Genomic DNA, 21,814 nt, shown 5'->3' on the forward strand with positions numbered 1-21,814 from the left:
CAACCTCTTTAGTAAGCTTCTTGTGCATACGAATAGTAATGCTGTCCAGTCTTCTCAAACCAATTCAATCGGTCATGAAAATTTACAACTTCACCAACGATAATCATACTGGGATTTTCAATTTGTTCTTCTTTAACAATATCAACAATTGTACCAAGAGTTCCAGTTACAGTGCGCTGGTCCGCACATGTGCCCCAGTGAATCAAGGCAATTGGCGTAGCTGAGGTTTTTCCATGTTCCATTAACTGTTGGCAAATGTACGGTAAGTTCCTCACTCCCATATAAATGGCAAGAGTATCTACACCTTTGGCTAGGCTATCCCATTTGATTGCATCATGCTCGCTGTCTTTACGGTGTCCTGCTACAAAAGCAAAGCTTGCGCTGTATTCCCGGTGAGTGACAGGGATTCCTGCATAAGCAGCAGCTGCGATACCTGATGTAATTCCTGGAACAATTTCAAATGAAATGCCCTGTTGCACGAGAGCTTCTGCTTCTTCCCCTCCGCGTCCGAAAACAAATGGATCTCCGCCTTTTAAGCGCGTTACAATTTTCCCCTTTTTAGCGAATTTCACTAAAAAGTTATTGATTGTTTCTTGCTTGAGGGTATGGTAGTTTGGAAGCTTTCCGCAGTAAATAATATCAGCATTACTTTTAGCATACTCCAGCAGATCCTTATTCACTAAACGATCATATAAGATAACATCTGCTTGCTGAATTGCTTTCAACCCTTTTAATGTAATTAAATCTGGATCTCCTGGTCCTGCACCGACTAGATATACTTTCCCCATGAATGCCTTTCACCCTTCCATCATTTCCACGTCTCCGCAGCGCTCCCAAATTTTAATTTGAATTAGAACAGCGGACAAAGTCCGCTGTCATTTAGATGAATTTTCGGTTAGATAAATATTCAATAACAGTTTGTACACATTCTTCTACAGACTGTGTGCTTGTATTAATTGTTACTTCAGGATTAGCAGGTGACTCATAGGGAGAATCAATTCCTGTAAAATCACGGATTTCTCCGCTTCTTGCTTTTTTGTAAAGGCCTTTTGGATCTCTTTTTTCACATTCTTCTAACGGACACTCTACGTATACTTCCAAAAATTCATTCCCCTCTAAGATCTCACGCACTTGAGCGCGATCTTCTTGGAATGGAGAGATAAATGCTGTTAGTACCACTTGACCGCTGTCTACGAACAGCTTAGAAACCTCACCGATACGGCGAATATTTTCTGTACGATCTTCAGCAGAAAACCCTAAATTCTTGTTTAAGCCAAAACGAACATTGTCACCATCTAATACATAATTGCGAATATTTTTATCAAAAAGCGCTTTTGCCACTGCGTTTGCTACGGTAGATTTACCTGAACCCGAAAGGCCCGTAAACCATAATACAAAACTGTGATGATTATTTTGCTCGCGTCTTTCCTGTTTTGTAATTCCAGCATCATGCCACGTAATGTTTGTTGATTTACTCACTTCAACCGCTCCTTATTTTGAAGATACTTTTTGTTTTGCTAATCCCTTAATTAACACTTCAATTACTTCTTTACGGCTGAATGTGCTTGGTGGCACTTCTCCGTTACGAAGCATTTCACGTACCTTGGTACCAGATAGAATCATATGATCTTCCTTGCTGTGAGGGCATGTTTTCGTTGATGCCATCGCTTCACACTTCTTGCAGTAGAAGCTGTGTTCAAAAAATAAAGGTGTAATTCCTAATTCATCTGCCGTAAAGTTACTGAAGATTTTTTGTGCATCATATGTTCCGTAGTAGTCACCAACACCAGCGTGGTCACGGCCTACAATGAAATGCGTGCATCCAAAGTTTTTTCGAACCATTGCATGGAAAATAGCTTCTCTAGGTCCAGCATAGCGCATTGCAGCAGGGAAAACTGCCAAAGCTACACGATCGCTAGGATAATAGTTCTCTAAAAGTACTTCATAACTTTCCATACGGATATCTGCTGGGATATCATCTGACTTTGTTTCTCCTACAAGTGGATTTAAAAACAGGCCGTCTACAATTTCTAATGCTGTTTTTTGAATATACTCATGCGCACGGTGAACAGGGTTACGAGTTTGGAATCCAACAACCGTTTTCCAACCGCGCTCTTCAAATGCTGCTCTTGTTTCAGTTGGATCTAGGTAATACTTTTCAAAACGCGTTTTAGGTGTACGTTCTACAAGTACGATTGGACCTGCTACATATACATTTGGGCGTTCCATCATTTTCTTCACACCAGGGTGGGCAAGTTCTGCTGTGCGGTACACATTTTCCGCTTCTTTTTCTTTATTTGGCGTATATACTTCAGAAACTTCTAAAACACCATATGTCACACCGCTTTGAACTAGTTTTACTTTGTCGCCAATGTTTAATTCTTTAGCCTGCTCTTCTGTTACGGGAAGAGTAATAGGAATACTCCATACAGTTCCATCTGCTAGACGCATATTTTCAACAACTGATTGATAATCTTTTTCTCCTAAAAACCCCGTAATTGGGCTGTAAGCACCAATCCCAATTAGTTCTAAATCACTTAGAGCCATGTTGTCTACTTCAATTTCTTTTGTTAGTGAAGTGTAGTCATATGTTGGTTGATATAAATTAATTAATTCTCCACCGTGTGCTTGAATTGTTGTCATTTTGTAAAATCCTCCTTAAGTAATTAACACAATATAATAAAAAGCAATTGAATCACGCAGTCATTTTTTCTTTTTCCGACTGCAAGCTTGCTCTTTTTCTTCTAGTCGTTCTAGCTAAGCTTAGAACACCTGCTGTGGCAATGCAGCCACTAGCTAGCACCACAAATGAATATAAGTCGCTTTCAAGTACTAATTTCACAAGAACATATGAGATTACGAGTGAAAATACAGGGGATACCACCCAAACCTTTAACATTTGAATGACCACTTCGCGCTGTTCTTTCGTAAATCCCGTTTTCGCTGCGCCTATCCCAATAATAGAAGACGTAGTGACCTGTGTAAGCGGTACTGGCAAACCAAACAGTGAAGCTGCTGTAACAAGAGAAGCACCAGTACCTGAAATAATGCAGCCTTCCCCTACAGAATAGCGAGTAATTTTTTTTCCGTTTGTTTCAATAACTCGGCCTCCTAGTAAAAGAGCTCCGAGTGCCACCGCCAATCCTCCTGCTATGACACCCGTTGTAGCATCCATTAACCCAGCTCCTACTAGAGGACCGACAGCATTTGCCACATTATTCATTCCAGCTGAGAAGGCTTCAAAGAATCCCGTCGCTATAACTAAAATCGTTAAAACTCTTTTCCACTTTCCCTCTGCTTCTTTTTTATGCGCTCTGCGTTTTATCACTTTCCCAATCAAAAAAGCAATGACAAATGAAACTAGCGGAACAATAATCCAAAAAGACATGACAATTAAAAGTTTTTCTACATACAGAGATTGATAAGCTACTCCTACTCCAACAACTGAGCCAACTGTTACTTCACTTGTTGATAGAGGGATACCAATCAAATTCGCGAAAAAGAGTGACAGCGTTGCAGCAGCCAGAATGATAATAACTAATTCTACTGACAGCAGTTTTTCAGGTATGATACCTGAACTGATGGTTTTTACCACCTCACCGCCTCCGGTAACAGCTCCGAGCACAATTCCTACAGCACAGATGAACAGGGCCACTCTTCGCTTTTTAATTGCACCGGAGCCGTATGAAACGCCCATAGCAGCTGCTGCACCGCTTGCCCCAATATTCATTGCAAAAAAAAGCGCAATGATAAAGGCAACATATAAAAGCATCATTTATTCAGCTCTTTCGTATTTAAGATTCGTGTAATCCGCACTCAACTTTTTGTGTACCTGCCCATCTTCCTGAACGTAAATCGTCTACATTATAGGCAGGTGCGGTACAGGGCTCACAGCCGATACTTGGGTAGCCTTGATCATGAAGTTTGTTGTACGGCAAATCATGCTTATACACATAGCGCCAAATTTCTTTCCATGACCAATGAATTAACGGACAAACTTTCACCTTCTTGAATTTCTCATCTTTATTAAAATAATTCGTGTTGGCACGAGACTCAGACTGCTCGCGTCTCAAACCAGAAATCCACGCATCATAAGGAGCAAGGGATTCTCTTAGCGGAATGATTTTTCGAATTTGACAGCATAAGTTAGGCTGACTCTTCCAAAGCTCATCTCCATGTTTTTCAGCTTGTTCTGCAAGAGTTAAATCCGGCTTTTTCATATGAATACGTAAATCAGGGAAGCGTTCTTTAATTGCATCAATCACTTCATATGTTTCTTTAAAATGAACGCCTGTATCTAAAAAGACAATTTCAGCGTCTTTTTTCACTTTTGAAATTAAATCAATTAACACGATTCCTTCGATCCCAAAGCTTGACGCATAAATAATTGAATCTCCGTAGGTATCATACGCCCACTGCAATGCTGAAAGGGCTCCTTTTGTTTCATCTTTACTGTCGAACTCTGGAAATGTATCGCTCCAGTTTTCGTACGTATATAAGTCTGCCATTTTCTCCACTCCAATTCTTAGTTATCCGCGTTATCCAATAAAAAAAGACGGTTTTACCCACTAGAATTGGATAAAACCGCCTCTAGTGTGTCTAGTCAGCGAAACTATTTAATTCTTACTTTACTTCGGCGTGTTCAAAAATTTGTTTTAAGTCGGGGTTTACAGTCATTGGTTTCCCTTCTCAAATTATCGCTTGCGCTATATCAAAATAAAAAGTCTTCCGTATTGAAAGACTGGGTAGGCAATAAATTTTCACCTTATCTTTCAAAATGATACACACTTTGCTGGAATTAGCACCTTGCTAAGCAGGTTGCCGGGGTTCAACGGGCCAGATCCCTCCACCACTCTTGATAAGCATTTTTTAAAAATTTTAGCATATTTAGAATATTTGTCAACATTAAAAATCATATATCCGATAAGAAAACTATACTTTAAATTCACAGAAATATCTATACTTTTATTTAAAACAACATATGTAAATTTGACCCAAATGTGAACATATCAGTTTATAAAACGCTTTCTTTTTTCTCCAACTTTTGATGTTCTCTTGCTAAATAAAACGCAAAATCTCTCTATAAAATTAATAGCGGATTTATAAGCTTTACGGATAATTCACCCACATTAGCACACATTACAGATAACACTGACTGACAGATAGGAGCTATATAAGATGGAGAGACAACCCTTTCAATTAGACGATACAATTAAAAATAATGTACGAACATATTTACAGCAGATTTCAACTGAAGCCTCTAATTTAATTAAACATTTAGACACGAGTGATCATTGTATCCTATGTGATTTTGAGGAGATGAGAAGGTTATTTCAAGATGTTCAAGCTACGGCCGCCTCTTATTACTTGCGTCATTACTTATCGCCTTATACATTTGAATACGCTGCTCTGTCCCTAGCTATTCATAACCTCTCTGAGAAACGTCACGGCGCTTTAATTGTCATTGAACGGGAACAAAATGTTGATCCTCTTATTCAAAAAGGAATGCCTATTCAAGCTCCTGTCAGCGCTACGCTAGTTGAGACACTGTTCTATCCAGGGACACCCTTACATGACGGAGCTGTCCTAATTAGAAATAATCAGCTTATTTCGGCTGCTAATGTTTTACCTCTCTCGTCTATTATTTCAACGAACAAAAAATTGGGAACACGTCACCGTGCAGCCATTGGAATGTCAGAAAAATCGGATGCATTAATTTTAGTTGTATCTGAAGAAACAGGCAAAATTTCGTTTGCGCTTGATGGAAGCCTCTACCCTATTCACTCCAGCAAAAATATGATTTAAGAGCCCTTTCCTAATAAGCAGCCCTATCTTGACTTCTATATCCTTTCTCTTTAATATATTTCATAGTTTTTACATACTATAGATACGGGTGATGCATATGGCAATTTTAAAATTTGAACATGTAGGCGTTCAAGTAAAGGATATAGAAAAATCTATTGAGTTCTATACACAAAAGGTGGGATTAGAGCTCATCGAAACACTACCACATACCGATCCGTCTTTGAAGCTAGCTTTTCTAGGTTTAGAAGGCAATGTAATCGTAGAGTTAATTCAAGGGTATAACTCAAGCTTACCTAATGAAGGTAAAGTTCATCATTTTGCGCTGGCAGTAGATGGAATTGAAGAGGAGTTTGAGCGTTTAAAATCAGCAGGCGTTTCATTTGTGGAAGAAAACATTGTAACTTTGCCAAATGGAGCAAGATACTTATTTTTCTATGGTCCAGACAAAGAATGGATTGAATATTACGAAGTAAAAAGATAAAGATATCTTATACCTTCAGTGAAAAATGGTCATACTGTGGCTATGACTAATCACTGGAGGTATTTTTATGATGGAATGGCTATTATTTCGACTTTTTCGTCGTTCTATTTTAGTGCGGCTTCTTTTTATTATCGGCTGCCTTGTTTTACTTTTCGGCATGCTTATACATTTCCTAGAGCCGCAAACGTTTGGGAATGTGTTTGAAGGAATTTGGTGGGTTATTATTACAATCTCTACTATAGGGTACGGTGATTTTGCTCCCACCACTACGATTGGAAGGTTAGCTGCAATTATTTTAGTCCTCATTGGAACGGGATTTATTACTACTTATTTTGTCACGCTTTCTAAAATTGCTGTTTCCGCTGAGAGCGCTTATCTGGAAGGAAATTTAAAGTTTTATGGAAAAGATCACTTCATCGTTGTGGGGTGGAATGAGCGCGCCAAACTCGTGCTAGAGTCTTATCGCGACGCATTTCATAAAGAAGACATTGTTCTTATCGACGACTCTCTGACTAAAAATCCCATGATCTGTGATCGCGTTCATTTTATTAAAGGAAGTCCCTCTCACTATGAAGTATTAGAACTTGCCAATGCTCGGTACGCAAAAAAAGTGCTGATTACTGCGGATCAGCATAAGACAGAAGAATATGCAGACATGAATACGATTGTTACGCTAGTCGCTCTGCAAGGATTGAACCCTTCTATTTACAGCATCGTTGAACTGTTAACAAAAAAGCATATTCAAAATGCGCAAAATTTGGGGGTAAATGAAATGATTAAAACAAACGAGTTGATTAGTCAAGTCATGTACGAACATATTTTTGTAAAGAAATTAGAGAGTTTAAGAAAAGAATAATCCTTTCAATTATTGAAGCAGCGCCTCTTCTGCCTCTCTAATTAGCTCTTCTCCTAAACTGATATACTTTTCTGGAAATGAAGCGTCTGGGTCTTGGGGTTCTGCAAACTGATTAAATGAAGCACCCATGTTTCCATTGTGAACATTGTCATCTAAGCCAATTTGATACTTATGTGAAAGTAAAAATGGCGTACCAATCTGTACGGTTGTTCCTTTAGAATCCAGTTCTCCATTCGTAGCTGTAAACGGGATACGTAAAAACTGATAGCCGACTTCATCATTCATCTTATAGTCGAATGAACCATGATCATAATCCCAATTTCCTCCAATGTTATACCCAAGCGGCTTAAGCGTTTTTTCCAATTCATAAAGCTTGAATAATGTGCCGTCTAATCTTGAAGATAATTCAATCATCTTATCCCTCCTCTGTTTTAACATGTCCTTTTTCCAGCTTTTTATCCTTTATCTCAAAAGCAAAAAAGTTCACCTTCTAACAAGAAGGTGAACTTTTTATTTATTTCAAACGCTTTTCTAATTCTGCTTTTTTCTCTTCAAAACCAGGTTTTCCAAGAAGAGCAAACATATTTACTTTATATGCTTCTACTCCAGGCTGATCGAACGGATTTACTCCTAGTAAATAGCCGCTGATTGCGCATGCTTTTTCGAAGAAGTATACAACATATCCAAATGTATACTCATCTAGCGCCGGAATGTTTACAACTAAGTTTGGAACGCCTCCGTCTGTGTGAGCAAGCATTGTACCTTGGAACGCTTTTTTATTTACAAAGTCAACTGTTTCCCCAGCTAAGTAATTTAGTCCATCTAAGTCCGCTGCATCTTCTTCAATTGTTAGCTCATGACGAGAATCTTGAACTTGTACAATTGTTTCAAAAATATCACGACGACCTTCTTGTACATATTGACCTAAAGAATGAAGATCCGTTGAGAAGTTAGCAGATGAAGGGTAAATACCTTTTTGGTCTTTTCCTTCACTTTCACCAAATAACTGTTTCCACCACTCAGCAAAGTATTGAAGAGCTGGCTCATAGTTAATCAGCATTTCAATTGTTTTTCCTTTATTATAAAGAACATTACGAGCTACAGCATATTGATAAGCTGCGTTTTCTTCTAGCTCTGATGATGAAAATGCTTCTTGAGCATCAGCTGCCCCTTTCATCATTTGTTCGATATCAAGACCTGCAGCGGCAATTGGCAATAAGCCAACTGCTGTTAATACTGAATAACGGCCGCCTACATCATCTGGAATAACAAATGTTTCATAGCCTTCTTCGTCCGCTAATGTTTTTAATGCGCCGCGCGCTTTATCTGTTGTTGCATAAATACGCTTGCGTGCTTCTTCTTTGCCGTATTTCTCTTCTAATAATTTACGGAAGATACGGAAAGCAATCGCCGGTTCTGTTGTTGTACCAGATTTTGAAATAACATTAATAGAGAAATCTTTATCTTGTAAAACATCCATTAAGTCTTTCATGTATGTTGAGCTGATGTTGTTACCAGCAAAAATAACTTGCGGAGTTTTACGCTGTTCTTTTGATAATGTGTTATAGAATGAATGCTGAAGCATTTCAATAGCAGCACGAGCACCTAAGTAAGATCCTCCAATACCAATAACAATTAATACATCTGAATCAGATTTAATTTTTTCTGCACTTTTTTGAATGCGTGCAAATTCTTCTTTGTCATACTCCGTAGGAAGGTCTACCCATCCTAAAAAGTCGTTCCCAGCACCTGTTTTTTCATGAATTGAATGGTGAGCTACTTTCACGGCATCACGTAAGTATGTAAGTTCATGTTCACCAAAAAATGATAACGCGTTTGAATAATCAAAACGAACATGTGTCATAGTCTGTTCCTCCATTAAAATATCTTTATTTTCCACTTTATCGAAACTGTTAGCTGAATTCAAGTGAATCCACTTACAATTTGACACAATCATTATAGTTTGTTGAAACTGCAATCATTGTATGTACCCTTTTATTTAACGATAAATTCCGTTATGAAGTCAACTAATGTTCTTTGATTACAGAACGGAATTCATGCACGATGACGCAAATAATAAGCAAATAAAAAACGACTAAAGAGTGGTCTTCAATCGTTTTTTATTTGCTTACCGGATGGTGCAATATAGTTCATTTCACCTATCTTTACATATTGTCTCGGTTTATAAGAGGCTTTTAACAGGGAAGAGTCTATTGATATGGAATTTTCAGCTTCACTTTTAGAAGTGATTAGCATCCTGTTTTCTTCTTTCATTTCCAAGTGATTATTTAGCACAAATCCACTCATACATAGTGCGGTAAAAATGAGAAAACTGATGGCTATTTGTTTCCTATACATTTCCATCACCTCACTCTTAGAGTGACAATTTCGCATGATTTTTATACGTCGAAAAAAATTTTTTTATGTTTTTTTTATGGATTTTGTGACGAGTTTCTATTTATTTAATAAGCCTTGAAAATTCTGCTGATACTAAGAATTAGCATGGATGCATGCATAATTAAATTATTATATAATCGGTTACAGAATTGAATATCACAAGGAGGTTTGTCTTTTGTCGTGGTTGCACTTGGTGATTTTATCGCCTTTTTTATTAGCCTTTTTTGTCCCGCTTCTGTATAGGAAATTCCAGCGTATTCATACAGGGTGGTTCGTTTTACCTCTTCCACTTGTGTTGTTCATTTATTTCACACAATATATCAGTGGTGTTTCTAAGGGGGAAACATATCTACATTCAATGAAATGGATACCTAGTCTGGGCATTAACTTTGATGCTTATGTGGATGGACTCGGTCTTCTATTTTCTCTGTTAATCACCGGAATTGGGACACTTGTTATTCTTTACTCCATTTATTATCTTTCTAAGACAAAAGAAGCGCTGCATTCGTTTTATGTCTATTTGCTTCTTTTTATGGGATCTATGCTAGGAGTTGTATTATCAGACAATTTAATGAGTCTTTACAGCTTTTGGGAATTAACAAGCCTTTCATCTTTTTTATTGATTGGTTATTGGTACAAACGAGAGAAATCTCAATACGGAGCCTTAAAATCTATGCTCATTACCGTATTCGGAGGACTTTCCCTATTAGCAGGAATTGTACTTTTATACGTCATGACAGGTACTTTCAGCATACGCGAAATTATCTCAAACGTAGATGTGGTTACATCAAGTCATCTATTTATTCCAGCTCTAGTCCTCATTTTATTAGGGGCCTTTACAAAATCTGCTCAGTTTCCTTTTCATATTTGGCTGCCAGATGCAATGGAAGCTCCAACCCCAGTGAGTGCATACCTTCATTCAGCTACAATGGTAAAAGCGGGAATTTATCTTTTAGCAAGACTCAGCCCTGTTTTTGCTATAAGCGCCACTTGGTTTTTTGTTATTTCAATCATAGGACTAATTACACTGTTTTGGGGCTCGTTTTCAGCAGTAAAGCAACAAGACTTGAAAGGGATTTTAGCTTTTTCAACAATTAGTCAGCTTGGGATGATTATGTCACTTATAGGAGTAGGTAGCGCAGCTATTCACTATGATTTTTTAGACGATAATATCTACTTAGTGGCTCTTACTGCAGCAGTTTTCCATTTGATTAACCACGCTACCTTCAAAGGCAGCTTATTTATGGTAGTAGGCATTGTCGATCATGAAACAGGCACGCGTGACATTAGAAAGTTAGGCGGGTTAATGAGCTTCATGCCTGTCACATTTACCATTGCTATCATTGGGGGATTTTCAATGGCAGGTCTCCCTCCCTTTAACGGATTTTTAAGTAAAGAGATGTTTTTTACAGGCATGGTAAACGTGACAAAAATGGATATGTATAGCATGCAGACGTGGGGAATTTTGCTGCCTATCATCGCTTGGGTGGGAAGTATTTTTACGTTCGTCTATAGTATGATTCTTGTCTTTAAAACCTTTACAGGCAAATACCAGCCCGAAAAGTTGGAGAAGAAGCCGCATGAAGCACCAGTAGGCATGCTGATTTCACCGGTTATTTTAGCATCATTGGTTGTTATTTTTGGCTTTGCTCCTAATTTATTAGAATCAACCCTTATTGAGCCAACAATGGCCTCTATCGCACCTAGCCTGCTAGCTGAAGGTAAAGAATATCAAGTGCATATTAAATTTTGGCACGGCTTTACGCCAGAATTATTTATGACGCTAGGGGTCATCACATTTGGTATTTTGTTGTTTATGACGCTTCAAAAGTGGTCAAAAATTTATACACGATTCCCTTCTTCTTTAACGCTTAATAACGGATATAATTATGGCATTAAAGGGATGGAAAAAGGCTCAACGCGCATCATGAAAACATTAATGACAGGATTTATTAGAGACTATCTTTTAATCATTTTTACTTTCATAGGCATTTTACTTCTCGTAACGCTCTTTTCTCAGAATGCCTTTGCGATTGATCTAAAAGATACTGCTTCTATCGGCGTTTATGAAGCCATACTAGCAGTTGTAATGGTTGCGGCTACTATTACAACTTTATTGGCAAAATCACGCCTCACAGCCATTATTTCGCTGGGAGTTGTCGGGTATACGCTTTCTTTATTTTTCGTATTATTCCGCGCTCCTGACTTAGCTTTGACTCAATTAGTTATTGAGACTGTATCCGTATCACTGTTTTTACTATGTTTCTACTACTTGCCGGAGTTTCGGAAGCGAAAAGTAAGGGTGAAGTTTCAACTGCCAAATTTACTGGTTGCCCTTCTTGTAGGAACGACCGTTACATTGCTTGGCATATCAGCAAACAGTACAAAACTATTTGAATCGATTTCACATTACTTTATTGAAAACAGCTATGAAAAAGCAGGCGGCGAAAACATGGTGAACGTAATCCTTGTGGACTTCCGCGGATTTGATACATTATTTGAAATTACCGTACTTTGTATAGCAGCTCTTGCTATCTATGGCATGATTCGTCTTCGGTTAACAAAGGAGGAAGAAGAATGAAAAAAAATGATTTGATACTACAAACCACAACGAAAGTAGTCACGTTCATTATTATCATTTTTGCCATTCATCTTTTCTTTGCAGGTCATTATACACCCGGGGGAGGGTTTGTTGGGGGACTTACTACCTCAGCAGCCCTTGTATTACTACTGCTGGCTTTCGATATAAAAACGGTATCGAAAGTCATCCCATTTGACTATAAGAAGGTGGCGGCCTCTGGACTGCTGCTAGCTATTTTAACGGGGCTTGGGTCATTTATTTTCAAAGTCCCATTTCTGACTCACACATATAGCTACTTTAACCTTCCCCTTCTCGGGAAAACATCTTTAGCTACCGTTGTACTGTTTGATTTAGGCGTATATCTAGTAGTTGTTGGTGTTACGATGACCATTATTCAAACGATTGGAGAGAGTGAATAGTGGAAATATTAATGTCCATAGTGGCAGGGATTCTATTCACTGCCGCTGTATATCTCATGTTATCCCGCAGTTTACTGCGAATTATTATTGGAACAGGCTTATTAAGCCACGGTGTTCACCTGTTGATTTTAACGATGGGCGGATTAAAAGGGGGGAGTGTTCCCCTTTTGGGAGAAAAGGCTTCTTCTTATACAGATCCTTTACCTCAAGCCCTTATTTTAACTGCCATTGTCATAAGCTTTGGTGTCACTTCTTTTTTCCTTGTACTAGCTTACAGGGCTTATCAAGAACTCGGAACAGACGATATGGACAAGTTAAGGGGAAATGAACATGACGAGTAATTTTGTAATCATCCCACTGCTTATCCCGTTTGTTGTAGGTGTTGTGCTCATTTTTTTCAAAGACAATATTAAACTTCAAAGGATAATCAGTGTTTTATCATTAATCACCACCACTGCTTTTGCTGCATATTTGGTACAGTTGGTTCAATCAAAAGGTGTTTTAACTCATGAGCTTGGGAACTGGAAACCTCCTTTTGGAATTATTCTAGTAGCGGACATGTTCGCTTCCCTTCTCGTACTTACTGCTAGTATCGTAACACTATGCTGCGTTCTTTTTGCTTTTCATACAATTGGCGAAAGACGTGAACGCTTTTACTTTTATTCGTTTGTACAGTTTTTATTAGTAGGCGTATTTGGCGCTTTCTTGACAGGTGATATCTTTAACTTATTTGTCTTTTTTGAAGTCATGCTTATGTCTTCGTACGCTCTTATTGTAATTGGCGGTACAAAAGAACAGCTTCGAGAGTCTCTTAAGTATATTTTAGTCAATGTCATTTCATCTGCTTTGTTTGTAATTGCTGTTGCTTATTTGTACGCCGTAACAGGAACTCTCAACATGGCAGACCTTTCGCAGCGAATTGCAGAGGCTAATCAGCCGGGAATTTTAACAACCATTGGCATGCTTTTATTTATTGTATTTGCATTAAAAGCAGCTTTATTCCCAATGTATTTTTGGCTTCCAGGTTCGTACAGTGCGCCTCCACCCGTTATTATCGGATTGTTTGGTGCGTTGCTCACAAAAGTAGGCGTTTATTCGATTTTCAGGACTTTCACTTTACTGTTTTACCATCATCCTGAATTCACTCATCAAATTATCGGCTACGTTGCGCTTTTGACTATCGTTGTTGGTGCAGTAGGCGCCATTGCTTATTCGGATGTGAATAAAATTTTAATTTATAATATTATTATTGCTGTGGGAGTCATTGTCTACGGTGTAACTTTAACAACAAAAGCAGGTTTTGAAGGAGCCATTTATTATTTAATTCACGACATGATTATTAAAGCAGCTCTCTTCCTTCTTGCTGGAAGCATCATTCGAATAACTGGAACAACAAAATTAAAGAAAATGGGTGGGTTAATTAAAGACTATCCGCTGCTTGGCTGGATGTTTTTTATCGCTACTATTTCGTTGGCAGGAATTCCTCCCCTAAGCGGCTTTATTGGAAAATTCCTTTTAGTTCAAGGCGGTTTAGAATCAGAGAGCTACACGTTTGTAGGAGTTTTACTCGTTTCAAGCCTGCTCGTTTTATATTCTGCCATTAAGATTTTCATGAGCTGCTTCTGGGGTGAACCTACGCTTTCTTCTGAGCATGAAAAAGTATCCCTTAAAGGTATTCTATACCCATCCGCTATCTTACTTGCTGTTTCTGTCTTTTTAGGACTAGGTGCAGAAGCTGTTATTCCTTATGTGTCGACAGCCGCTCAAACGCTTATGGATCCTTCAATTTATATCCAATCGGTGTTAAAGGAGTAGATCTGCATGTCATTTCAACTATTATTAAACGTAATCATTGCATTCACATGGATGTTTTTGAGAGGGATTTGGACACTACCTTCTTTTATTATAGGATTTTTCTGGGGAGCGGTACTGCTGTTTGTTTTCCGCCGTTTTTTTCACAGACGTTTTTACCTGCATAAAGTGTATGCGATCATTAAGCTGCTGTTTATTTTCATACGAGAATTATTCAAAGCCAATATTGCAGTGACGAAAGACGTATTGCGCCCTAAATTAAATATTCAGCCAGCCATCTTTGCAATGCCAACCCGTCTGGAGAGTGAATGGGAAATTACCATTCTTTCTCTTTTAATTACGCTAACGCCAGGCACACTGGTAATGGATGTGTCAGATGACAATTCTACTATCTATATTCATGCAATCAATACCGACGATATTGATGACATTATTACAGATATTCAGCAAACATTCGAAAAAGCTATTATGGAGGTGAGTCGTTAAATGCTCGATATTTTTCTAAACGTTTCGCTCATTCTCATTTCTGCTTCAACTATTGGGTTTGTTTACCGAGTGGTAAAAGGTCCGTCAACTGCTGACCGAGCAATGGCCCTTGATGCTATTGGAATTAACATCATTGCTATCACGGCCATCATCTCGATTATTTTTCGAACTCAGGCTTTTTTCGAAGTCATTTTACTGCTAGGCATCATAGCCTTTGTAGGTACCGTTGCTTTTTCTAAGTTTTTAGAGAAAGGAGAAGTGATTGAATATGAACGTGATCAGTGAAATCATTGTAGGAGCTTTGGTACTCATAGGGTCTCTTCTGACAGTTGTAACCATGATTGGGCTTATTCGTTTGCCTGATACGTACACAAGAAGTCATGCTGCCTCCAAAAGTGCTACCTTAGGCGTCCTGTTTATATTAGTGGGCTGCTTACTCTACTTTTGGATTGACACTGGCCATATTAGTGCACGGTTAATTTTAGCGATTGTCTTTGTGTTTATCACCTCTCCTATTGCTGGGCATTTACTAGGAAGAGCAGCTTATTACAGCGGAGTTCCTCTTTCTGATAAAACCGTTCGGGATGATTTGAAAACCAAACAGCAGAAAAAGCTTACCCATCATGAATAAAAAAAAACGCCGTGCGGTTTGCACGGCGTTTTTTATCGAGAATCTTATAAAGAAGCGCGTAGGATTGCTAGTACATCTTCTTTGTTTAATTTTTTAAATTTACCAAATTCACCTTTGGCCATCGCACGATCAGCCATAAGATCTAATTTGTCTTCGCCAATATCATAATCAGCTAAGCGAGTTGGTGCACCTAGGCTTGACCAGAATTCACGAAGCTTATCCACACCTTCAAGTGCTACTTCTTTATCTGTCTTACCTTCCGTATCTACGTTAAATACGCGTACAGCTACTTGCTTGAAGCGATCTACGTTCTCATCCATTACGTGTTTCATCCAGTTCGGGAATAAAATTGCGAGTCCACCCGCATGTGGAATATCATATACAGCTGATACCGCATGCTCAATATTATGAGTAGCCCAATCGCCTTGGTGTCCCATTTGTAACATACCGTTTAATGCGATGGTACCATTATATAAAATCGTTTCACGTAACTCGTAGTTTTCTAAGTCGTTTAATAATTTTGGTCCCGTTTCAATAACCGTTTGTAGCACACCTTCACACATGCGATCTTGAAGCGGCGTATTTGTTGCAGCATGGAAATATTGTTCAAATACGTGGCTCATCATGTCAACCATGCCATAAACTGTTTGATTTTTTGGTACAGTAAATGTATTAACCGGATCTAAAATAGAGAATTGAGGGAATGTTGCCGGACTGCCCCAGCCGTATTTTTCTTGTGTTTCCCAATTTGTAATAACAGAACCAGCATTCATTTCTGAACCTGTTGCTGCTAATGTTAGCACTGTTCCAAATGGAAGAGCTTCAGCTGCGAATACGTCGCGGTTAATGATGTCCCATACGTCGCCATCATATTTTGCGCCAGCTGCGATTGCTTTTGTACAATCGATTACGCTTCCTCCACCTACTGCAAGTAAAAATTCAATACCGTTTTCTTTACAAATATCGATTCCTTTGCGAACAGTTGTCAGACGAGGATTCGGTTCTACTCCCGCTAACTCATGTACTTCTGCATTCATGTCATTCAGTACATCCATTACTTGATCGTATAAACCGCTGCGTTTTACACTTCCTCCACCGTATACTAATAATATCTTTTTACCAAAGCGACTTGCTTCTGTTTTTAATTGCTCTAATTGACCTTTACCAAAAATTAATTTTGTAGGATTATAAAATGTAAAATTGTTCACTATAAACTCCTCCTTACGAGCTTGATTACATGCATCATTATGAAGAACAACTTTTTGATTGTAAAGAAAATTGACTTCCTAAAGATTATTCCCTGTTGGCTAGATGCTCACCCCATCCAAATGAACGTTTATTTGTCTGTATCTTCCAAAAGCAAATATGCATATTTCCCTCTAAAAAAAGCAGGCTAATAAGTGAACTACAAAACAAGGAGGGTTCATCATGAGTGGTATTCAACGTATTGCGCTCGTATTAACGATTATTGGAGCAATTAACTGGGGACTTATTGGCTTTTTTCAATTTGATTTAGTAGCAGCAATCTTCGGCGGTCAAACATCTGCTTTCTCCCGCATTATTTATGGATTGGTTGGAATCGCAGGACTGATTAACCTAGGTCTATTATTTAAACCTTCTGCTGAAGTAGAGCGTACAGAACCTAGAACGGAACATTAAAAAAGAAGGATAGCTAAGCTATCCTTCTTTTTTTCTTATTTCTTAATTAGATCTTCGCGGTTTGATTGCTCAATCCACTCTTCTAATTTTTCTTTTAATGTGTTGAATCCTTGAGTAGATTCAGTATGAACTGTTGCTTGACCTTGACGCTTTTTAGCAGGTTTTTTAGGTGCAGAAGCTTCAGTTTTTTCTGGAGCTGGCTCAGTTGCACGAATAGATAAACCAATTTTACCAGTTGACTCATCAACAGATAAAACTTTAACGTTTACTTCGTCTCCTACTGATAAATGTTCGTTAATATCTTTAACGAAGCCATGTTTTACTTCTGAGATATGAACTAATCCTTGAGTTTCTTCATTTAATGCAACGAATGCACCGTATGGTTGAATTCCTGTTACTTTACCTTTTGTAACAGTACCGATTTCAAATTTTGACATATAAACACTCCTAGATACCTTATTATTTTCACCATTATAGCCAATTTAAAATTATAGCACAGTTCATAGATTGAATCAAAAAGTAGTTATACTATATTTATTATTTACCAATTTCGTCACAAATATAAACTAACACTACATTTCATCATAGCAAAAAAGATATTATATCAAACCGTCTATACGATATGACATAATATCTTATTTTTATTATAACTTATTTTCAACAAAACGGCTAATCCGTTTTATGGATTCTTCTAATGATTCCATTGAAGAGGCGTATGAACAGCGAATATGTCCCTCTCCACCTTTTCCAAATACATTGCCTGGCACGACGGCTACTCGTTCTTCAAGCAAAAGCTGCTCAGCGAATTCTTCCGATGACAATCCCGTTTTCTTGATAGACGGGAACACATAAAACGCTCCTCCGGGAGAATGGCATTCCAGACCAATTTGATTTAATGACTTCACCATATAGTTCCGTCTTCTGCGATAGCTTTTTCTCATCTCTTCTACGTCATGCTGCCCGTTTTGTAGTGCTTCAATTGCTCCATACTGGGCCATGGTAGGCGCGCACATCATTGTATACTGATGAATTTTCAGCATTGCTTTAGCAATCTCAGTTGGTGCACATATGTACCCAAGACGCCATCCAGTCATAGCAAACCCTTTAGAAAAGCCTGAAATAATAATAGTTCGTTCTTTCATTCCTTCTAAAGAAGCAATAGATGTAAATTCTTCATCATATGTTAATTCTGCATATATTTCATCCGTGATAACAAGCAAGTCATGCTTGATTACAATATCTGCAATAGCCTGCAACTCTTCTTTAGATAGCGAACTTCCTGTTGGATTATTAGGAGAACATAAAAGAAGGGCTTTCGTGTTGCTTGTAATGACTTCTTCAATCTGTCTAGGCTGTAGTTTAAACTCTGTTTCCGCCGTTGTTTCAATTGCCACAGGAACTCCTCCTGCTAGAGAAATTAACGGACTGTAAGACACAAAGTTTGGCTCCACGACAATAATCTCATCTTCAGGATTAATCAAAGCTCGCATTGTAATGTCTAAAGCCTGACTTCCTCCAACGGTCACAATAATATCATCTTTATAATCATACGAGACGTTAAAATTTCTTTTCATATACTTCATAATTTCAAAGCGGAGCTCTAAAAGCCCCGCATTTGCTGTATAAGAGGTATATCCTCTTTCCAACGATAAAATACTCGCTTCTCGAACAGCCCAAGATGTGACAAAATCAGGTTCACCTACTCCAAGAGAGATGACGTTATCCATACTTGCTGCTAAATCAAAAAAGCGGCGAATACCTGAAGGTTTCAGCTGTTGTACAGTTGTTGACAAGCGCTCTTTCATTACGGAGACACCACGATTCTGCGATCTTCATCGCCTTGATCGTAGATGGTACCATCGTGCTTGTATTTTTTCATAATAAAGTGAGTCGTTGTAGATAAAACAGAGTCTAGCGTAGAAAGCTTTTCAGAAACGAAAAATGCTACTTCAGACATTGATTTTTCTTCAATAATAACAGACAAATCATATGCTCCTGACATTAGGTACACGGATTTTACTTCTTGAAAACGATAGATGCGCTCCGCAATCTCGTCAAAGCCTACTCCTCGCTTTGGTGCAACTTTTACATCTATCATAGCTGTGACGCCCTCATGTCCATCTACTCGTCTCCAGTTAATATCAGCTGAATATTGCACAATTACTTTTTCTCTCTCTAACTTTTTAACAATATTAGAGGTTTCTTCAAACGTTAAATCCACCATTTTTGAAATACTATCTATTGAAATACGGCTATTTTTTTCTAGAATTTCTAAAATTTCTAACTCTTTTTCTTCTAAGAACACCGCGTTCCCCTCCTACACCGATTAAATTTTTTCACTTTTTCCATTATATCAAATTTAAACACATCTTTAATGTGAAATCTATACCGGTAATTGAGTTTCATTTTATAGATTGCTGGAAATTAGGACAGACTAGAAAGAAAAAGATGGAGTGAAACAAATTGACTGACTCTAAAATTACTTGCCACCAGCGTACTTTTAATGGCGTCAATGTTTACTACGAATGCCATAACTATCACCCTGATAAACCATCTATTGTATTTATTCACGGCTTTTTATCATCCAGTTTTAGCTTTCGGCGTTTAATTCCTTTATTTGAAGATACGTTTTCTATCATTACGCTGGACCTTCCGCCATTTGGGCGAAGTGAAAAATCGTTAACCTTTCAATACTCGTATAAAAACTTAGCCAAAATTGTCATCGAGTTGATTGAATACTTAAAATTGAAAGATGTTGTACTATCGGGACACTCAATGGGAGGACAGGTTTGTTTAAACGTAGCAAAATTAAAGCCTTCTTGTGTATCAAAACTCGTTCTTCTGTGCAGCTCAGCTTATTTAGGCCCTTCACATTATGGGTTGGTCATGTCTTCTTATGTTCCCTTCTTTTATCTGTGGGTAAAAACGTGGCTGTCTCGCAAAGGTGTATTAGGTAACTTGCAAAATGTCGTATTTGATCATCAGTTAATCGACGAAGAAATGATTGATGGCTATACTGAACCCTTTTTGGATGACCGTACGTTTATGGCTTTGACAAGAATGATTCGTGATCGAGAAGGAGACCTCTCCTCAAAGGATTTGCAGCACATAAAAAAACCAAGTTTACTCATTTGGGGAGAAGAAGACCGAGTTGTCCCTTTACATCTCGGACGTAAATTAAAAGATGATTTGACAGACTCTACCTTTATCTCGTTAAAGGAAATTGGACATCTTTTACCAGAAGAGTGTCCCGACATTGTGCAGTCTCATATGGTCGATTTCTTGTACGGTGAAAAAGCCCTGTCTCAATAATGACGGAGCGAGTTCATATATTTCACACGAGGCGCTAACTTTAATAAAAAATTTATTAGTGGTGCTTCAGCCAATTTTCCCACTTTCTTTATTGACTTCACAAGTTAACTTCGTTGACAAACGTATTAAAAATAAGCAAACTATTATATTAAAAAAGGGGGTACTTTTATTGTCTACTTTTTCTTTTGATCAATTAATTAATCGTACAGGTACGCAGTCCGTAAAGTGGGACAAAACGGATCTCGTTTTTGGAGCAAAAGATGTTCTGCCTTTTTGGGTAGCTGATATGGATTTCCAAGCGCCGCCTAATGTTCTTCAAACCATTAATGAGCGTGTCAAACACGGTATTTTCGGCTACACTTCCCCTACTGAATCTACGGCAAATGCTTTATCATCTTGGGTAAAAAACAAGCATCAGTGGACCATTGATCATGAATGGATTACATACAGTCCAGGAGTTGTATTTGCCCTGAGTATGGCTATTCAAGCATTTACGGAACCTGGAGATTCAATTTTAATTCAACCTCCAGTTTATACTCCGTTTTTCAACATGATAGAGGTAAATGATCGAGAAGTTGTTGAAAATCCGTTAAAACTTGCGGGCGATAAATACGAAATTGATTTTGCAGATTTAGAGAAAAAATTTGCAGAAGGCGTAAAATTAATGATTCTTTGCAGTCCTCATAATCCAGTAGGACGCGTGTGGACAAAAGAAGAACTGAAAAAACTTGCCGATCTTTGTCAAAAATACAATGTATTAATTGTTTCAGATGAAATTCATTCTGATCTAATTTACCATTCTTATAAACACATTCCCATCAGCATGGTGAGTGAAGATGCAGCCAATCGAACCATTACGTGTATGGCCCCTAGCAAAACATTCAATATACCAGGACTTCAAGCTTCAGCTATTATTATTCCAAATGAGAAGCTGCGCACACAGTATGTTCAGCAGCAGCAAAAACAAGGTTTCTCTAATTTAAATACATTTGGAATCATTGGTTTAGAAGCAGCTTACAGCGAAGGTGGCGAATGGCTAGAAGCACTGCTTGTGTATCTGAAGAAAAATGTAGATCTCGTGACAGGGTTTATAAGTGAACACTTACCTGAACTGCGAGTCATTCAGCCGGAAGGAACTTATCTACTATGGATTGACTGCAACAAGCTGCACTTATCAGAAGAAGAATTACATGAACGTTTATTAGAAAAAGGCAAAATCGCCGTAGAAAAAGGCGAAAAATACAGTTCCACATATGGAAAAGGTTTTATTCGCTTGAACATTGGCTGTTCACATGAACAACTTCAAGAAGGATTAAATCGCTTAAAAATAGCTTTAACGTAAAAAACAGCGTTCTTTCTCACGAAAGAACGCTGT

25 protein-coding genes and 1 riboswitch are annotated in these 21,814 nt (G+C 38.1%); of the genes, 13 read left to right on the plus strand and 12 right to left on the minus strand.

Going from position 1 to position 21,814, the window contains the following annotated elements; translation table 11 throughout:
* Positions 1–8: 8 nt before the first annotated feature.
* The 5 genes from cobA to CEQ83_RS23965 all read right to left on the minus strand — a co-directional run bounded on the left by cobA (position 9) and on the right by CEQ83_RS23965 (position 4,508).
* The gene (gene cobA / locus CEQ83_RS23945) at positions 9–788 is read right to left on the minus strand and encodes a uroporphyrinogen-III C-methyltransferase (RefSeq protein WP_028412600.1); all 780 of its coding nucleotides are present in this window, start codon (positions 786–788) and stop codon (positions 9–11) included.
* Positions 789–879: 91 nt separating this feature from the next.
* Complete coding sequence (cysC, locus tag CEQ83_RS23950) at positions 880–1,479, minus strand: adenylyl-sulfate kinase (RefSeq protein ID WP_028412601.1); 600 nt, start codon at positions 1,477–1,479, stop codon at positions 880–882.
* A gap of 12 nt (positions 1,480–1,491) precedes the next feature.
* Positions 1,492–2,643 (minus strand): sulfate adenylyltransferase, encoded by a 1,152-nt coding sequence (gene sat / locus CEQ83_RS23955; protein ID WP_014457931.1) that lies wholly within the window; start codon positions 2,641–2,643, stop codon positions 1,492–1,494.
* Positions 2,644–2,695: 52 nt separating this feature from the next.
* Positions 2,696–3,775 carry a sulfate permease gene (locus CEQ83_RS23960; RefSeq protein WP_028412603.1) on the minus strand — a complete coding sequence of 360 codons (1,080 nt, stop codon included), beginning with the start codon at positions 3,773–3,775 and terminating at the stop codon, positions 2,696–2,698.
* A gap of 19 nt (positions 3,776–3,794) precedes the next feature.
* Positions 3,795–4,508: a phosphoadenylyl-sulfate reductase gene (locus CEQ83_RS23965; protein ID WP_028412604.1), complete on the minus strand. Its 714-nt coding sequence runs from the start codon at positions 4,506–4,508 to the stop codon at positions 3,795–3,797.
* A gap of 254 nt (positions 4,509–4,762) precedes the next feature.
* A riboswitch (SAM riboswitch) is annotated at positions 4,763–4,865 on the minus strand.
* 313 nt (positions 4,866–5,178) lie between these two features.
* Between CEQ83_RS23965 and cdaS the strand changes: the two genes are divergently transcribed.
* The 3 genes from cdaS to CEQ83_RS23980 all read left to right on the plus strand — a co-directional run bounded on the left by cdaS (position 5,179) and on the right by CEQ83_RS23980 (position 7,142).
* Entirely contained in the window at positions 5,179–5,805 is a 627-nt protein-coding gene (cdaS, locus tag CEQ83_RS23970; protein ID WP_028412605.1) for a sporulation-specific diadenylate cyclase CdaS, read from the plus strand.
* A gap of 97 nt (positions 5,806–5,902) precedes the next feature.
* Complete coding sequence (locus CEQ83_RS23975) at positions 5,903–6,286, plus strand: VOC family protein (protein ID WP_014457927.1); 384 nt, start codon at positions 5,903–5,905, stop codon at positions 6,284–6,286.
* Between the two features lie 67 nt (positions 6,287–6,353).
* On the plus strand, positions 6,354–7,142 hold the full coding sequence (locus CEQ83_RS23980) for a potassium channel family protein (RefSeq protein WP_014457926.1): 789 nt from the start codon (positions 6,354–6,356) through the stop codon (positions 7,140–7,142).
* 9 nt (positions 7,143–7,151) lie between these two features.
* Here the strand turns inward: CEQ83_RS23980 and CEQ83_RS23985 are convergent, their stop codons facing one another.
* The 3 genes from CEQ83_RS23985 to CEQ83_RS23995 all read right to left on the minus strand — a co-directional run bounded on the left by CEQ83_RS23985 (position 7,152) and on the right by CEQ83_RS23995 (position 9,500).
* A complete protein-coding gene (locus CEQ83_RS23985) occupies positions 7,152–7,556 on the minus strand; it encodes a YugN-like family protein (RefSeq protein ID WP_099000353.1) in 405 nt (134 codons plus the stop codon).
* 100 nt (positions 7,557–7,656) lie between these two features.
* Positions 7,657–9,006 carry a glucose-6-phosphate isomerase gene (locus CEQ83_RS23990; protein ID WP_028412606.1) on the minus strand — a complete coding sequence of 450 codons (1,350 nt, stop codon included), beginning with the start codon at positions 9,004–9,006 and terminating at the stop codon, positions 7,657–7,659.
* Positions 9,007–9,251: 245 nt separating this feature from the next.
* The gene (locus CEQ83_RS23995) at positions 9,252–9,500 is read right to left on the minus strand and encodes a hypothetical protein (RefSeq protein ID WP_014457923.1); all 249 of its coding nucleotides are present in this window, start codon (positions 9,498–9,500) and stop codon (positions 9,252–9,254) included.
* 214 nt (positions 9,501–9,714) lie between these two features.
* On the opposite strand from CEQ83_RS23995, the gene CEQ83_RS24000 reads away from it, so the two are divergent.
* Genes CEQ83_RS24000 through mnhG form a run of 7 tightly spaced genes read left to right on the plus strand, consistent with a single transcriptional unit; the run spans position 9,715 to position 15,468 of the window.
* Positions 9,715–12,120, plus strand: coding sequence for a Na+/H+ antiporter subunit A (locus tag CEQ83_RS24000; RefSeq protein ID WP_098112215.1), 2,406 nt, complete (start codon positions 9,715–9,717; stop codon positions 12,118–12,120).
* A complete protein-coding gene (locus CEQ83_RS24005; protein ID WP_013085301.1) occupies positions 12,117–12,539 on the plus strand; it encodes a Na(+)/H(+) antiporter subunit B in 423 nt (140 codons plus the stop codon). The genes CEQ83_RS24000 and CEQ83_RS24005 overlap by 4 nt, the downstream gene beginning before the upstream one ends.
* Positions 12,539–12,880 (plus strand): Na(+)/H(+) antiporter subunit C, encoded by a 342-nt coding sequence (locus tag CEQ83_RS24010; protein WP_013059592.1) that lies wholly within the window; start codon positions 12,539–12,541, stop codon positions 12,878–12,880. The genes CEQ83_RS24005 and CEQ83_RS24010 overlap by 1 nt, the downstream gene beginning before the upstream one ends.
* Positions 12,870–14,354, plus strand: coding sequence for a Na+/H+ antiporter subunit D (locus CEQ83_RS24015; RefSeq protein ID WP_098112216.1), 1,485 nt, complete (start codon positions 12,870–12,872; stop codon positions 14,352–14,354). The genes CEQ83_RS24010 and CEQ83_RS24015 overlap by 11 nt, the downstream gene beginning before the upstream one ends.
* A 6-nt stretch (positions 14,355–14,360) precedes the next feature.
* A complete protein-coding gene (locus CEQ83_RS24020; protein ID WP_013059594.1) occupies positions 14,361–14,837 on the plus strand; it encodes a Na+/H+ antiporter subunit E in 477 nt (158 codons plus the stop codon).
* Positions 14,838–15,122, plus strand: a complete 285-nt coding sequence (locus CEQ83_RS24025; protein ID WP_013059595.1) for a Na(+)/H(+) antiporter subunit F1 — start codon at positions 14,838–14,840, stop codon at positions 15,120–15,122.
* Positions 15,106–15,468: a monovalent cation/H(+) antiporter subunit G gene (mnhG, locus tag CEQ83_RS24030; RefSeq protein ID WP_013085304.1), complete on the plus strand. Its 363-nt coding sequence runs from the start codon at positions 15,106–15,108 to the stop codon at positions 15,466–15,468. The genes CEQ83_RS24025 and mnhG overlap by 17 nt, the downstream gene beginning before the upstream one ends.
* Before the next feature lie 44 nt (positions 15,469–15,512).
* Here mnhG and CEQ83_RS24035 read toward each other — a convergent pair whose 3' ends face one another.
* Positions 15,513–16,676 carry an iron-containing alcohol dehydrogenase gene (locus tag CEQ83_RS24035; RefSeq protein ID WP_013085305.1) on the minus strand — a complete coding sequence of 388 codons (1,164 nt, stop codon included), beginning with the start codon at positions 16,674–16,676 and terminating at the stop codon, positions 15,513–15,515.
* Between the two features lie 220 nt (positions 16,677–16,896).
* On the opposite strand from CEQ83_RS24035, the gene CEQ83_RS24040 reads away from it, so the two are divergent.
* Complete coding sequence (locus CEQ83_RS24040) at positions 16,897–17,127, plus strand: DUF378 domain-containing protein (protein ID WP_013059598.1); 231 nt, start codon at positions 16,897–16,899, stop codon at positions 17,125–17,127.
* A gap of 35 nt (positions 17,128–17,162) precedes the next feature.
* Here CEQ83_RS24040 and yugI read toward each other — a convergent pair whose 3' ends face one another.
* The 3 genes from yugI to CEQ83_RS24055 form a co-directional block, all read right to left on the minus strand.
* Entirely contained in the window at positions 17,163–17,564 is a 402-nt protein-coding gene (gene yugI, locus CEQ83_RS24045; RefSeq protein ID WP_013059599.1) for a S1 domain-containing post-transcriptional regulator GSP13, read from the minus strand.
* A gap of 207 nt (positions 17,565–17,771) precedes the next feature.
* Positions 17,772–18,932 (minus strand): aminotransferase, encoded by a 1,161-nt coding sequence (locus CEQ83_RS24050; protein ID WP_013059600.1) that lies wholly within the window; start codon positions 18,930–18,932, stop codon positions 17,772–17,774.
* Entirely contained in the window at positions 18,932–19,432 is a 501-nt protein-coding gene (locus CEQ83_RS24055) for an Lrp/AsnC family transcriptional regulator (RefSeq protein WP_013059601.1), read from the minus strand. Before CEQ83_RS24055 ends, CEQ83_RS24050 begins: the two co-directional genes overlap by 1 nt.
* Before the next feature lie 158 nt (positions 19,433–19,590).
* Between CEQ83_RS24055 and CEQ83_RS24060 the strand changes: the two genes are divergently transcribed.
* Together CEQ83_RS24060 and CEQ83_RS24065 are read left to right on the plus strand one after the other, a co-directional pair.
* Positions 19,591–20,439 carry an alpha/beta fold hydrolase gene (locus CEQ83_RS24060; RefSeq protein WP_155017523.1) on the plus strand — a complete coding sequence of 283 codons (849 nt, stop codon included), beginning with the start codon at positions 19,591–19,593 and terminating at the stop codon, positions 20,437–20,439.
* A gap of 169 nt (positions 20,440–20,608) precedes the next feature.
* The gene (locus CEQ83_RS24065) at positions 20,609–21,781 is read left to right on the plus strand and encodes a MalY/PatB family protein (RefSeq protein WP_099000355.1); all 1,173 of its coding nucleotides are present in this window, start codon (positions 20,609–20,611) and stop codon (positions 21,779–21,781) included.
* The last annotated feature ends 33 nt before the right edge of the window (positions 21,782–21,814 follow it).

The sequence above is a fragment of the Priestia megaterium genome (assembly GCF_009497655.1).
GTDB lineage: Bacteria > Bacillota > Bacilli > Bacillales > Bacillaceae_H > Priestia > Priestia zanthoxyli.

Coding starts and splice junctions, on each gene's coding strand:
- CEQ83_RS24025 (WP_013059595.1), top strand. CDS start 14,838: ATGCTCGATATTTTTCTAAACGTTTCGCTCATTCTCATTTCTGCTTCA.
- sat (WP_014457931.1), bottom strand. CDS start 2,643: ATGACAACAATTCAAGCACACGGTGGAGAATTAATTAATTTATATCAA.
- CEQ83_RS23980 (WP_014457926.1), top strand. CDS start 6,354: ATGATGGAATGGCTATTATTTCGACTTTTTCGTCGTTCTATTTTAGTG.
- yugI (WP_013059599.1), bottom strand. CDS start 17,564: ATGTCAAAATTTGAAATCGGTACTGTTACAAAAGGTAAAGTAACAGGA.
- CEQ83_RS24005 (WP_013085301.1), top strand. CDS start 12,117: ATGAAAAAAAATGATTTGATACTACAAACCACAACGAAAGTAGTCACG.
- CEQ83_RS24040 (WP_013059598.1), top strand. CDS start 16,897: ATGAGTGGTATTCAACGTATTGCGCTCGTATTAACGATTATTGGAGCA.
- mnhG (WP_013085304.1), top strand. CDS start 15,106: ATGAACGTGATCAGTGAAATCATTGTAGGAGCTTTGGTACTCATAGGG.
- CEQ83_RS24015 (WP_098112216.1), top strand. CDS start 12,870: ATGACGAGTAATTTTGTAATCATCCCACTGCTTATCCCGTTTGTTGTA.
- CEQ83_RS23985 (WP_099000353.1), bottom strand. CDS start 7,556: ATGATTGAATTATCTTCAAGATTAGACGGCACATTATTCAAGCTTTAT.
- cobA (WP_028412600.1), bottom strand. CDS start 788: ATGGGGAAAGTATATCTAGTCGGTGCAGGACCAGGAGATCCAGATTTA.
- CEQ83_RS23975 (WP_014457927.1), top strand. CDS start 5,903: ATGGCAATTTTAAAATTTGAACATGTAGGCGTTCAAGTAAAGGATATA.
- CEQ83_RS23990 (WP_028412606.1), bottom strand. CDS start 9,006: ATGACACATGTTCGTTTTGATTATTCAAACGCGTTATCATTTTTTGGT.
- CEQ83_RS23960 (WP_028412603.1), bottom strand. CDS start 3,775: ATGATGCTTTTATATGTTGCCTTTATCATTGCGCTTTTTTTTGCAATG.
- CEQ83_RS24020 (WP_013059594.1), top strand. CDS start 14,361: ATGTCATTTCAACTATTATTAAACGTAATCATTGCATTCACATGGATG.
- CEQ83_RS23995 (WP_014457923.1), bottom strand. CDS start 9,500: ATGTATAGGAAACAAATAGCCATCAGTTTTCTCATTTTTACCGCACTA.
- cdaS (WP_028412605.1), top strand. CDS start 5,179: ATGGAGAGACAACCCTTTCAATTAGACGATACAATTAAAAATAATGTA.
- CEQ83_RS23965 (WP_028412604.1), bottom strand. CDS start 4,508: ATGGCAGACTTATATACGTACGAAAACTGGAGCGATACATTTCCAGAG.
- CEQ83_RS24050 (WP_013059600.1), bottom strand. CDS start 18,932: ATGAAAGAGCGCTTGTCAACAACTGTACAACAGCTGAAACCTTCAGGT.